Source organism: Schlesneria paludicola DSM 18645 (assembly GCF_000255655.1).
In the GTDB taxonomy this organism is placed as follows: Bacteria; Planctomycetota; Planctomycetia; order Planctomycetales; family Planctomycetaceae; genus Schlesneria; species Schlesneria paludicola.
This window is the reverse complement of record NZ_JH636434.1, coordinates 3,469,523-3,482,311: the sequence shown is the minus strand read 5'-3', so window position 1 is coordinate 3,482,311 and position 12,789 is coordinate 3,469,523. Positions and strand designations below refer to the sequence as shown.

Annotated in this window: 12 protein-coding genes; 6 read left to right on the top strand and 6 right to left on the bottom strand. The window is 54.6% G+C overall.

The window, feature by feature from the left end; all coding sequences use genetic code 11:
• The coding region (locus OSO_RS52030; RefSeq protein ID WP_010584428.1) for a hypothetical protein at positions 1-288 on the bottom strand (288 nt) is incomplete at its 3' end.
• A 193-nt stretch (positions 289-481) separates the two neighbouring features.
• Positions 482-1,018, bottom strand: a complete 537-nt coding sequence (locus tag OSO_RS0117000; RefSeq protein ID WP_010584427.1) for a T6SS immunity protein Tdi1 domain-containing protein — start codon at positions 1,016-1,018, stop codon at positions 482-484.
• Between the two features lie 376 nt (positions 1,019-1,394).
• Here OSO_RS0117000 and OSO_RS0116995 point away from each other — a divergent pair, with 376 nt between their 5' ends.
• Entirely contained in the window at positions 1,395-2,156 is a 762-nt protein-coding gene (locus OSO_RS0116995) for a DNA-methyltransferase (protein ID WP_010584426.1), read from the top strand.
• A gap of 259 nt (positions 2,157-2,415) precedes the next feature.
• Here OSO_RS0116995 and OSO_RS52620 read toward each other — a convergent pair whose 3' ends face one another.
• Both OSO_RS52620 and OSO_RS0116985 read right to left on the bottom strand, forming a co-directional pair.
• A complete protein-coding gene (locus OSO_RS52620; RefSeq protein WP_083842885.1) occupies positions 2,416-2,592 on the bottom strand; it encodes a site-specific integrase in 177 nt (58 codons plus the stop codon).
• Entirely contained in the window at positions 2,589-3,440 is an 852-nt protein-coding gene (locus tag OSO_RS0116985; RefSeq protein ID WP_157605224.1) for a tyrosine-type recombinase/integrase, read from the bottom strand. Before OSO_RS0116985 ends, OSO_RS52620 begins: the two co-directional genes overlap by 4 nt.
• 188 nt (positions 3,441-3,628) lie before the next feature.
• On the opposite strand from OSO_RS0116985, the gene OSO_RS0116980 reads away from it, so the two are divergent.
• Complete coding sequence (locus tag OSO_RS0116980; RefSeq protein ID WP_010584423.1) at positions 3,629-4,066, top strand: hypothetical protein; 438 nt, start codon at positions 3,629-3,631, stop codon at positions 4,064-4,066.
• Between the two features lie 1,338 nt (positions 4,067-5,404).
• Here the strand turns inward: OSO_RS0116980 and OSO_RS48135 are convergent.
• Positions 5,405-7,114 (bottom strand): leucine-rich repeat domain-containing protein, encoded by a 1,710-nt coding sequence (locus tag OSO_RS48135; RefSeq protein ID WP_010584422.1) that lies wholly within the window; start codon positions 7,112-7,114, stop codon positions 5,405-5,407.
• Between the two features lie 275 nt (positions 7,115-7,389).
• Between OSO_RS48135 and OSO_RS0116960 the strand changes: the two genes are divergently transcribed.
• The 3 genes from OSO_RS0116960 to OSO_RS0116945 all read left to right on the top strand — a co-directional run bounded on the left by OSO_RS0116960 (position 7,390) and on the right by OSO_RS0116945 (position 9,829).
• Positions 7,390-7,716, top strand: a complete 327-nt coding sequence (locus tag OSO_RS0116960; protein WP_010584420.1) for a hypothetical protein — start codon at positions 7,390-7,392, stop codon at positions 7,714-7,716.
• 6 nt (positions 7,717-7,722) lie between these two features.
• Positions 7,723-8,130 carry a hypothetical protein gene (locus OSO_RS0116955; protein WP_010584419.1) on the top strand — a complete coding sequence of 136 codons (408 nt, stop codon included), beginning with the start codon at positions 7,723-7,725 and terminating at the stop codon, positions 8,128-8,130.
• A 190-nt stretch (positions 8,131-8,320) separates the two neighbouring features.
• Positions 8,321-9,829, top strand: coding sequence for a DUF1501 domain-containing protein (locus OSO_RS0116945; RefSeq protein ID WP_010584418.1), 1,509 nt, complete (start codon positions 8,321-8,323; stop codon positions 9,827-9,829).
• Positions 9,830-9,903: 74 nt separating this feature from the next.
• On the opposite strand, the gene OSO_RS0116940 is transcribed toward OSO_RS0116945, so the two are convergent.
• Positions 9,904-10,812, bottom strand: coding sequence for an HDOD domain-containing protein (locus tag OSO_RS0116940; RefSeq protein WP_010584417.1), 909 nt, complete (start codon positions 10,810-10,812; stop codon positions 9,904-9,906).
• A gap of 448 nt (positions 10,813-11,260) precedes the next feature.
• Here OSO_RS0116940 and OSO_RS0116935 point away from each other — a divergent pair, with 448 nt between their 5' ends.
• On the top strand, positions 11,261-12,763 hold the full coding sequence (locus tag OSO_RS0116935; RefSeq protein WP_040591712.1) for an SDR family oxidoreductase: 1,503 nt from the start codon (positions 11,261-11,263) through the stop codon (positions 12,761-12,763).
• The last annotated feature ends 26 nt before the right edge of the window (positions 12,764-12,789 follow it).

Sequence of the window (12,789 nt, the reverse complement as noted above, 5' to 3'; positions counted from 1 at the left end):
GGCCCAATGTTCGACGCGATCAATCACTACGAGCGAGCCTGCGCAATCAATCTCGATCACGTCCTCCTCCTCTTTAACGTCGTTGATCCGAGGGCCGACGTGAGTCACTAGTCCGCACTGAACCTGTATGCGGAATTCGCCGCGGTCGAAGCAGGCCCACCACTGCGGGCTGCACACAGGGCCGAAACGGGCCAGATAGGATTTGCCTGCCTCACTCTCTAGGTCTCGGTTCACACGCGCAATGAAATCAGAATGGCAGTCGTCGGTGCGGATGTCGAAAACAATCACTCCAGAACCACTCCCTAAGAAACGATCAGCGCTGGGACACACCAAAATGCGCAGCGTATCCATCCGCTGGCAGATAATAAATGAAACGACCGGTTCGCTGTGGACCGGACAGGAGGGGTATAATATTAGATCTTTCGCCCCATGCCTGCCGGCCGTAACGACCAAGCACAGCTGTGGAGTGGGCACCGGTGAGCTACGAACCTCGAAAGGCCTGCTCCTCCCCGCCGACTGCTGCGGGACCTAGTTCATCCGGATTGTGGACCAGCTTGAGGATGACTTGCGAACCATCCGGCACGTCCTGGAGCTGCTCGTGGATGGAGCCGTATGCCCCCAAGTAATCCCAAACCGAAAGTGGCCCTACGTTCTCGACGGTATAGACGCCGCCCAGCACCGGCGGCGTCTTGAATCCGTAGCACTTACCGGGCTGGAGAACCGCGCCTGCGGCGACCATCTGGTCCACTAGCGGGATCATGAGCCACTGATTGGCGTTATCATCCTCGTCGATTTTGGCACAGAACTCGTCTCGGCTGTCGGCAAGCTTTGTCAGCGTGCCGCCCCCAACATCCAGCATGTGGACCGTGCCGTTCGGCAAAACCAAGAACAAGTCGGCGAACCGATTGACCAGCCATATGGTGAAATTTGGCGGCAATAACCACGACCACGAAGCCAGCACATTGGGCCATTCGATGCCACTCTGGTCAATCAGGTAGTCAGCGACCGAGATAGCCATAGCGACCTCTTACTGCAGAACTTGTGAGCACCTTATCTGAAGTGGATTTCGGCTAATTGGCCGCCTCTTCTAGAACGAAGTGAATATGAATCGCATTCGCGGGTTAATCAAGCCCGGTACCTTTGAGCGCATCGCCGACCGGTCTGTTAATCAAAGAACGAAACGACCGGTCGAAGGCTGTAACCAACGACCGGTCTAACACGTCGACCTTGTTGCAGGCCGACATGCACGTCCCACCAAGGGCCGCGTTATGTCATGCGCAAACATAGGTCGACCTTCCATGCCTGCTCGCGGGCCGCCGCTTCAGCGTGATTGATTCAACGACGTCAGTTCTGGTTGTGACGGTTTTGAAGATCATTCACGTTGAAGGAACAACATGAAGCCTTATTACGAACGAGCAGGGATCGCTCTTTACCACGGCGACTGCCACGAAGTTTTCCCGGTTCTTGAGCCTGGCAAATTCTCGGTCATGCTGACCGATCCGCCCTACTGCAGCGGTGCGGCAACGTCCTCAGCGAAAACGGCTGATCCGGTCGCGAAGTATTGCCAGAACGGCGATGCGAAAGGTCGGCCAACGTTCAGCGGTGATGCAAAGGACCAACGATCATTCGTCGCTTGGTCGGTCTTCTGGATGTCGGCTTGTCGACGACTATTGAAGGATGGTGGCTATGGCCTGGTGTTCACCGATTGGCGTCAATTGCCGTCTGTGACCGATGCGTTCCAGGCCGCCGATTTCACTTGGCGTGGATTGATCGCCTGGGACAAAGGCCTGTCATCACGATCCCCGCATAAAGGCTACGCACGCCACCAATGCGAATACCTGGTCTGGGGAACGAACGGGAAATGTAGGCCGCGCGCCGATGCAGGTCCGTTCCCAGGCTGCCACCACGAATCGGTTCGCCAGGCCGACAAATTTCACATCGTCGGGAAGCCAACGGAATTGATGGTCAAACTGGTCGAATTCTGCCCGGTTGGTGAATCACTCATCGACTGTTTTGCGGGCAGTGGTACGACACTGGTCGCCGCTGCCAAATCGGGCCGGTACGGTGTCGGGATCGAACGCGAGGAAGCGAACTGTGAAATTGCCGCGAGACGGCTGGATCGCTTTTTCGAATCGCCAGAGCGCCAAGAAAATTGAAGCGATTTCCGGGAGCGTCACCGTCAATTATGGCGGTGACGCTCATCTTGACTTACCCGCAAATCGTCAGTTTGCGCTGTATCAGTGTTGACGATTGTGAGGTTCTTGCTTCGGAAAATCCTACCCCGCACAGGACTGAAAATCCTGGTGTCGGCGGTTCGATCCCGCCCCCAGCCACTTGCTAGATAAGAACTTACGGCGAACTTCGGTTCGTCGTTTTTTATTGATCCATGTAGAATCCATTTCCACCGTCTGAAACTCACGCGGTTTCAGTGTCCCGAATTTCTGGGACGAATAGGTTGGAAACAGCTCGATTCAGGCGCTTCGCCATATTCACATAGCCCCGGGTTGTTTCAAGGGACTTGTGCTGCATCAGCTTTTGCAGCTCGAATAGGTCCATCGATTCCGCGTTGAGCGTCGCAAAGCCTCGCCTCAGATCGTGGAACCCATACCTGCGACCGTTCTTCCCCCTTTGGGTAGTGGCGTTCCATCCGTCAGTTTCGCGGCTTGCTGGATCTTCCCAAACTCAACCCACAGCGTTCGGCGGTTGTGGTCCCATGGAAGCAGTAACTCACTGAAGTTCCCAAGCAATGGCTTCAGATACTCGGCGACGAACGGGTGAAGCGGAATCTCTTCATAGCGACGCCCTTTGTTGTGTTCTGCCCGACTTAGAACCGTCATGGCGGTCAGGTTGACGTCCTCGCGCCGCACGTTCAGCATCTGCTTGATTCGCCAGCCGTTCATGTAAAGCGAGATCAGAAGTGCCCGCCACCATTCCGGTGCGGAGACATTGGGCAAGTTATTCGGTAGCGTCGCGGCGGAGCACGCGTGCATGATCGCAGCAAAGTGTTCTGGAGGCGCGTACGTCGGAAGCTTCTCGTGAGTCTTCAGAAACCTGAACTTTGGAACCTTCGAAATGTAGCCCCAGTCCTCGGCGAGTCGGAGTGCGGCTCGCACGTACCGAAGTTCACGGTTGACGGTCGCAGGTGATACTAACTTGTCCGTCTCCAGCTTCTTTTTGGTTGCCCGTTCCTTCCGCCGATCCGCGATGAACCTGTCCACCCTTTCCGTCGTGATCGCCTTGATCAACTTTGGTTTCGCGACACGGGCGAAGGTCTCGATTGATCGAAGAGCAGTCTCTCGCGACAGAACGTCAAAGGTGTCCTCAGCGTGCTTCTTGTAATGTGCGAAGAAACTATCCCATGAGGACTTCTTGACGGATTGGTACGTCCCAGTGACCAACTGCGCATGGATCGTGTCAGCCAACCTTCTCGCGGCCGACAACCCAACTTTTCCCGGACCGCATGACTTTGTCCGCAGGCCACCGTCAGGATCGTAGTGGCTCACGTACCATGGGAGAGATTGCCCGGGAACATCCGAGCGGGTCGAAAGACGGATTGACTCTTAATTCAACTGCGGTGCATACTTTCGTCGGTTTTTGGTCAGGTGTGTTGAAGGATTAAGGACAAACCATGCGGAAGCAAATCGCTTTGGGAATTGTGTTCACGATCGTTGGTGTGATTGCCAGCCAGGTCGTTTCTACGGGGCAGGACAATCGATCCCCAGGCTTTTCATTCAATAATGGCTCGCCGATTGAGCAGCCGCCCCAAGACATTTATGAACAGATGCGAACCCTTTACCAAACCCTGCAAAATGACGCGGAGCAGAATCGAAAACTAAATCCTGAAGTAGCTGAGAGGTATGCAGATCTGCGAGCTGTATTGTTGAATCACATGGCGGAGCAACAGTTGCGAGTTGCCAGCGGTATCCTTGCAGCGGTTGCCGTCGATGTGCAGGGCACTCCTCAAGCAACGCGGGCTCAATTGGCGATGGAAGTTCTGAATAAAAAAAACGTCCTGTCGGGCGCTTCTTCTTCCTTTCCATTAAATGAGAAGGCTCCGGCAAAATAGAAGTCATCACCAGCCAGTCGTGCGGGTCCTACTGACCGAACGAACGAGCTCCGTATACGAACTACCTACCGCATCAAAGACTCTTTGTTTGTTTTTCTCCCTGAGACTGAAACGGGTCCTCCCGTCCGATCGATTTGACGTTGCATAGGGCTTAGGTGCGCGATCAAACACACTTGCTTAGCTTTTTTGACGTCTACCTAAATTGTCCAGTGTGGCGCTAAAGAAAGTTTGTTGCGCGCTGCATCCATGTTGTATATGGGGTCGAATCGATCCCTCGGGAGGACCCGTAACCGTTCACAGCCCGGGGGCAGGCACATTTTCCTGGTTCAATTGGAATCCACAGTGCATGGACAAGGGTAAGCCATCCCTTTACCGCGGGAAAATGAGCCAGTCCCCGGGCTGTGAACGGTTACCTCACACTGTGATCCTTTGTAAAGACGATTCCGTATGAAATTGACGCCCCGAAAATAGGCGTTAATGTCTTTCGTTTGCAGCAGGGTTACTATTGAAGTAGGATACCATCGCGTCTTGTGGCGTTAAATTTCGAGGACGAAAGTCAGGTTACTCGCCTACATAGAAACAGCGCGTGGTCAAATTTTTTTATGGGTGGCGACGAAAGACGGGCCTTGCGATGCTTGTGCTGGCTTGCGGCTTCACTGGGGGATGGGTGAGGAGTTTCATTTGTGCGGATTCTTTGTTTCTTAAAGTAACAGACCGCATTACGAATTCTGTCGCCTCATACTGTGGTCGCCTTGAATATCACATCACGATCAAAGAACAGACCCGTGAATTGTTTCGAGTCTCTCGATTCCACTTGGAGTCTGAGCCGATTGGAAAGTTCCTGAAACGGCGTGAGCGTGAGGCGCGAATTCCCTCTTCGAGTCGGTCGATCGGCTTGTCCCATTCGGTGTTCGCGGATCCTCCAACTCGGATCAAAGATTGGCGGCTTCTTGGTTTTGAGTTTCGTGAAGCGAGCTTCAACGGGTTCGAGCTCCCGTCGCAGAGAGCGATTCCAAGATTGGGAGTTCCCGGGTCAGAGGGGTTCAAATCAGGCAAATCCAAACGTTTTCACGTGAAGGTTCCCTATTGGTCGTTCGCCCTACCCCTGGCGCTGATCTCCGCATGGTTGCTGCTGCGTCAGCCAAAGAAACGGACGATACCCGAAATCGCGGCCACGTTTCCGGCGGAGATCAAGGCCAGTTCGCCGACCGCCTTGATAACCACCGACCAAAGTGAGCCAGCGTCATGTGACCGGTGTACCACGGCGGCTGTCATGACGCCCGTGTCGGACTCCGTTGCGAGTTAAGTCGGCCAAGGGGCCTGCCGGGCCGATGCTCGTTATTGTTCCTCGCGGACTTTATCGGACTTATCTTTGTTTGTCGTGTCGGTTGGGGCCGTTGCGGGAGTTGAGTCTGAGTCTGCAGGACTCGCCTTCGATGCGGTACTGCTATTGAGTATTCCCGAGAGCCAGTGCATCACATTGATCGCCAGTTTTCGATTGTCGCAGCCGGGAACGTTCATCCCCATCGGTTCGGGCGGGTTGCCGTACACTTGTGCGGAAAGTTGTGCGGCTTCACCCATGACGACGACGCGGCCTTTGCCAAAGTTGAGTGCCAGTCCCTGGCTGCGGCCAGCGGCCGAACGATCATCCATGGAGTACTTCGCGGTGTCCGCAAACTTCAAGAGTGGCACACTTCCATCGGGACCCTTCAGCGATTGCCCCGTGAAGGTCAGCACGCGATTGACACGTTCGGACTCGTTGCGTCCGGTCGTGATTGGATGTTGTCCGATTTGATGGGCCTCACGCACAAACTGCAATCCGACGTTGGATTCATTCTTGGGATCGACAGCCACTTGCAGGCTCATCTGCACGCCGAATCGCTTCCCCAGCTCTTCGGACGCCGACGCGAACGGCTCATGGTCCGTGATGAGCAGCAGCGAACCGCCGTCGCCGACCCAGTTCTGAATGCTATCGCACTCGGCATCCGTGAAGGCGGACTTCGAGGTTTCGTTTGCGGCGCAGGCATTTGCAATGATCAGGATGTCGTGACCTGCGAGACGTTCCGGGGTGAGGACCTCTTTGTTCGGCACCACCTTGTAACCGTCATTGGTCATCAGATCGGCGTACGTTTTGTATCGTCCCGTGGCGGTATGGAAATTCTGGTGCGCCTCATCAAATAGAACAGATGGATGTTTGTCGACATAGGCAGGCGACTCAATGGAGACATCGAAGTTGGGGTCGGATCGCTGCCCACCTCCTCCACCGCCTTCTCCCTCTGGCCCAAGATTGTGGCGCATTTCGGGAAGGGCTTCGCTGAATTCCTTGACGCCCGCATCCGTGACCGCCGTTCCAATCAATCCCACCATTTTTAAATTCTTGAGCTTTGCCAGTTCCTTGAGTCCCGCATCTGAGATTCCCGTATTCCCGACGCGAATCTCCTCCAGAGCCTGCAGGCCTTCGAGTTCTTTCAGTCCTTCATTGGTCACGTTGACGCCGATGAGTCCGAGATACTTGAGGTCCTTGAGTTTGCCGATCTGTTTCCAGCCCGCTGCAGGAATCACTGCCTCATGAAGATGCAGTTCTCGCAAAGTCGTTAGTTGACTGAGCAATTCGAAATCGCCGTCTTCAAGTTTCGTACAACTCGAGAGATCGACGCTGACGATCGGGCTGCCGGTCTCGTTCCTGTCACGCCCAAAATTTCCGCCCAACGCCACAATTCGAGCCATCACGTCGGTGGGTTCAACAGGGTTGGTCTTACCAGTGAGTTGGGCCAGCGTGTCATATTCAATGACTCGGGCGATCTCGCTGACAGAGATCCAGATCCGATTGCCTGTGACTTTGCCAGCATCTGGTGTCGTACCGGTGACAACCAGTTTTCCGCCGACGAATCGTTGACCGGCAATCTCGCGAATTTCTGCTTGCTGGATGGCGTCTGACGACCCATCCTTCGAGATGACGATGATGACCTCACCGGTGAACTCGGCCGCATGGCTCGGTTGCTGGTTCGCGATCAAGAACACGATTGAGACTCCGAGACATCGAAACATGGCAAACTCCACTTTGATGAGGCAAGAGGATCTGAACCGTCTGACGGGGTGTTCAGCAGTGGTAAACGATTTTCATCGAAACTTAAGTCGCTATGTCTTTTTCTTGTGGTGTATGATTGTCCGCCTCACAACAAAAAAACAGAGCTTGAATTTGATCATCATCTCGAATCCGTCGTTGATCGAATCTTGAAGAAAAAAACGTTGACAATGCTCGCCATTCATGTATGTCACAATGTCTTAATGTTTCACGATTCCGAAGTGGCATGGAAAGAATAATGGACTTTCGGTGGAAGCCAAACCTTGGCGGCTGGCTGACGATTCTGAACTGTGCCGCTTGGCCGGTGCTCATTTCAAATCTGCAGACGGCCGAGTCACCCGTCTTCGAGATCGTGATCGCATGTCTGTTTCTGGTGGGGCTTCCATTTGCCTGGATCCTGCTGTTGCCTTCCGCGGAAGGTGGGCCCACGTATAACGGTGTCGTCATGGTAAGCATCGTTGTCGGAATGAATAGTTTTGCCTGGGGATATGGTCTCGCAACAATCGCGCGACTTTTGTTCAAGCAGCGAGTTTGTCAGCATGCGCGAGCGGCCATCGATGAATAATGGAGCATGCTGACCGTAGAAAGGCCGATTGCGATGCGGGAAGTATTTATCACTTTGACGGCGATATCTTTTCTTTCCGTTGGGTATATCTATCCCTTCGTTGTGTTATTCCGGAACGGAACGTTTAAGTCGGTCGTCGGCAAATCGTGGGCGATGCAACTTGTCATGATTATTGTGCTCACGCTGGGTGTTCCCAAATTCGCCGCCATGGTCAATCCTGAGTTCGGTCTGACGATGCTTGTCGACAATTGGGTGCCCGACTCGCCCGCAATTGTTCCCATCATGGTTACAGGATGGATCCCGGCTCTCATTGGGGGGGCCGTGGGTCAGTTCGCGCGGGGACATTGTCTGCGGAGGTTTCCCAGATGGATGAACCGCATTTCACTACCATTCGCCGCCGAGAAGCTCACGTAGCAGCGCGTTGACTTCAGAAGAACAGGTACGGTGGCATTGAACGTGTCATGACAGATTTGAGTTCACGACAAGCAGGCTTCCGCGATTTCAGTACGCTGTGAGATTCTTGAACCGATTGTTTCATGGTCGATTGCGCAGTAGCCTTGTTTGCGATTGGCGAACGCATTCCCAGATGAGTCAAAGGTAAGGCATGCTTCGGATCTTGGGCTCACGCAAAACGTTCTGTGATGGACTATCTCGTCGCGATCTGTTGCATGTGGGAGGGCTCGGCGCGTTGGGATTGAGTCTGGCCGATTCGCTGCGATTGCAGGCGGTCCAGGCGGCACCGAAACCGGTCGTCAGTGGGAATTTCGGCAAGGCGAAGTCGTGCATTTTGCTGTTTCCATATGGCTCGCCACCTCAGCACGAAACCTTCGATCCCAAGCCGGAGGCACCGGTCGAGATCCAGGGCGAGATGAAGGCGATTTCGAGCAACGTGCCGGGTCTGGATATCTGCGAATACCTGCCTCGAATGGCACAGGTGATGGACCGCGTGACGGTCGTTCGCTCGATGACGCACCCCTATCCGGTGCATGGTGTCGCGTATGCGACGACTGGTATGCCGACGTACGATCCTTCGCTTGAGACTCGACCGCGTGACCCTTTACACTGGCCGTTTATCGGGTCGGTGGTGGACTACATCGAAGAGCGACGCGGAAATCGAACCGACGGCGCGACACCTCGAAATATTGGTATGCCCTGGATGTTGGGCGCGAAATCCGACCTGGTACCGCTCGCGGGGCCTTACGCGGCGTTTCTGGGCCAGGCGCACGATCCGTTCTGGGTCGATTTCGAAGGACAGGGAACTCATGTTGTTCCGAAGCTGAGCGATGCGCAGACCAAGCTGGTGCATGACCCCTTTGGAGGTGTGACGGCTTCGGGCAAATTTGTGCTCCCTTCAACAGGCCAACTGCCGCAGCAGATGACGCTGAATCGCCTGCACCATCGCCGCTCGCTGCTCGAACAGTTCGATCGAGCACGGGTGAACCTTGACGCCGATGCACGAGGGCGGACATTCAACAAGTATCAGGACAAGGCGTTCTCCCTTCTGACGTCCACGAAGCTGCGTGATGCGCTCGACATCAGCCGCGAAACGGAATCCCTTCGCGCCCGCTACGGCATGACGCTATTCGGGCAATCGTGTCTGGCGGCACGACGACTGGTCGAGGCTGGCAGCAAGTTCGTCACGGTGTTCTGGGACTCGTACGAGATCTTCGCCGGTTCCGCCTGGGATACGCATGCGAATCATTTTCCACGGCTGAAAGAGTTTCTGCTGCCGGGTGCGGATCTCGCGCTCAGTGGGCTGATTCTTGATCTGGACGAGCGTGGTCTGCTCGATGAGACACTGGTTTTGTGGATGAGCGAACATGGGCGTACTCCGCAAATCGACTCGAAGCCGATGGGGGCGGGACGACATCACTGGTCACGAGCCTATTCGATCATGATGGCGGGGGGCGGTACACCGCGCGGCGGCCTGATTGGCAGTACAGACCGGATTGGCGGGGACGTCAAAGATAACCCAATATCGCCCAAGGATATTCTTGCAACGGCCTTTCACCTGCTGGGGATTGACCCGCACACGATGGTCCATGATCACCTAGGGCGCCCGCTGCCGATCGCCGGTGATGGAACGGTTCGCGAGGAACTTTGCACAGGTTAGTCGATTCTCTGAGTTGAAATCGGCCCCGACGATCACCGTCGAATACACGATATCTTCAGACCGACTGGTCGCATTCAACTTTTGGACATCCCTTCGGCGTCGTTATGAGCTCGCGTCATGACAGCCCCTGCCATTTCGATAAACTTCTGTGGAAATCGACTGTCCGCATACTTCGCCAGAGTTGGCAGAAACGGATTGCTGGAGGGATCGTAATTCTCACATCCATCATACCGTTGCAGGTGATTCGCCATGTGATCGGCCACCGCCACGAGTGCGGTCAGCTTCTGATTCCCCCTCGACAGTTCTGGTTGATGGTGAAACAGAATCACTTCCTGCAGAGACTCGGGCAGTTGTTGATGAATGGCATAGTAGGCGCCGAAACGGCAATGATCGGTTCCAATCAAAACCCGCTCCTGACTCAACAGGTCGGGCGTTTCGTCGAATTCCAGCGGATCAATTTTGATGAACAGATCGGGCTCGGCAATGGCCAGTAATGTGCGACCAAAATCATGAATCAAACCCGCTGTAAACTCTTCGCCGAGAAATCCAAAGCGAAAAGTGTGGTTGAGCTGCAGGGCCAAAAGTGCCGTCGTGAAACCATGTCGTGCCAGAACTTCACGAATCACCTTCTGCCCCAGCGAAATTCTCTTCATCATGCTCGTGGCACTGGCGGTCAAAATCAAATTCTGACATTCCACCAATCCCAATCGAAGAACAGCCTGATGGAGACTGACAATCGGAGTGGTGGGGCAGTACATCGCACTATTCGCGAGCTTCAACATGTCGGTCATCAGCTTCACATCACGTTCGACGACTGACGAATATGAAGAGATCGAGCAATCCGGTTTTTTCGCCAACTGCATCGCTTCGATCGCGATGGAAGGCAACATTTGTAGCTCAGTGGCTCGCGACTTGAGCTGAGAAATCAGGGCCTGCGGCGGCAGAAAAAGATCATCAACTTCAGCGGTAAGCGGCGCAACCACGGGGACGTCCTTATCGAATTGCAAAAAGCCAACAACACGTCGCCTTGCTGGTCAAATTGAGCCAGTAAAGCTGGTCGCAATCGAAACTGCTCCCTGAATATTCGCCGCGTTTCGATCTTGTGCAAATTGATCGTTGTGTAATTCGCCACGGTGGCACAAATGCGAAAGGGAGATTCTCGATCTGTCATCTGTCGGGGGGTGGCTGTGGTAATCCACGTCGAGGTTAATTTGCTTTTGGAGTGGAGATCATCGAATCAATCCACGGCTTTCTGGCGATGCGTGAAAAATCGAGTTAATCCGATCCGTAATTCTCGGATTTTAGTTGAACTGACTGAGTCGAACGATTCGTACGATGTCGTTTGTGTTCGAACGGATGCGATCACCTGATTGGATCGTCAGAAATTCTCGCCAGAGGGGCAAAGAGAGGGCAATTGATTTGAGGACGTCGATGGAAGGGTTAATTTTGTTGACCGGTGCCACGGGTTACATCGGCGGGCGGCTGCTGACACGGCTGCAACGTGATGGTCTGGCCGTGCGTTGCCTGTCGCGACGTCCCGACGCGTTGAGTCATCTTGTCGCGGCCTCTACCGAGGTTGTGCAAGGTGATGTCTTTGACCCGCAATCACTGACTGGGGCATTTCAAGGAGTCCACACGGCTTACTACCTTGTTCATTCGATGGGCGCTGACTTCGATTTCGAGGAACAGGATCGAATCGCTGCCGCGAACTTTGCGAAAGCCGCAACAGAGGCGCGTGTTCAACGGATCATTTTTCTGGGCGGCTTGGGTAATCCCGATGAACGCCTGTCGAAACATCTTCGCAGCCGACAGGAAACGGGCGATATCTTAAGGGCTCATCATTCACAGGTGATCGAATTTCGAGCGTCGATCGTGATCGGATCGGGCAGTCTCTCGTTCGAAATGATCCGGGCACTTGTCGAACGACTTCCGATCATGATCTGTCCCCGTTGGGTCCAAGTCAAAGCCCAGCCGATCGCAATTGAAGACCTGCTGGAGTACCTTCGCGCCGCATTGGACCTGCCCGCCACCACTTCCCAAGTTTACGAAATTGGCGGGCCCGATCATGTTTCCTATGGTCAAATCATGCACGAATACGCATCCCAGCGTGGTCTGTCGCGTTGGATGATCCCGGTGCCCTTTTTAACCCCCTACCTTTCCAGTTTATGGCTTGGACTGGTCACGCCACTGTATGCGCGCGTCGGACGAAAGTTGGTGGAAAGTCTGCGTAATCCTACTCTGGTCTCAAACAACCTCGCCCGATCTGTGTTTTCGGTACGACCCCGGTCTGTCCGTGATGCGATCGCCCGGGCCTTGCTCAACGAGGATCGAGAGTTCGCAGAAACACGTTGGTCCGATGCGCTCTCATCGGCCGGGCGTAACCAGGCTTGGGGTGGCGACCGGTTTGGTTCACGACTTGTCGACTCGCGGACGGTGGAGGTCGCCGTTTCCCCCGAACAGGCCTTTACGCCGATTCGCCGGATTGGTGGACGAACAGGCTGGTACTACGGCAATTGGCTTTGGTCACTTCGCGGATTCTTGGACTTGATCGTTGGCGGAGTCGGCGTGCGACGAGGCCGACGGAGTCCTGACACCTTACGCGTGGGAGACGCTCTCGATTTTTGGCGTGTCGAGGCCTATGAGCCACCTCGCCGGCTAAGACTTCGAGCCGAAATGAAACTGCCAGGACGTGCCTGGTTGGAATTCGAGATCGTACCCGGAGAGCACGTTAGCACAATTCGTCAAACAGCCATCTTCGATCCGTGTGGAGTTGGTGGACTGCTGTATTGGTACGGAATTTATCCGCTCCATCAATTTGTCTTCGCTGGGATGCTTCGAAACTTAGCGCGTGCCGCGAACCAACTTCGAGACGATCATCCTGTGGCTCCCGTCGGGAATGTAGACCCAATTCACAAATTGCCATCCTCGACTTGATTCGTGTTCTGAACAGTTGACCGTGC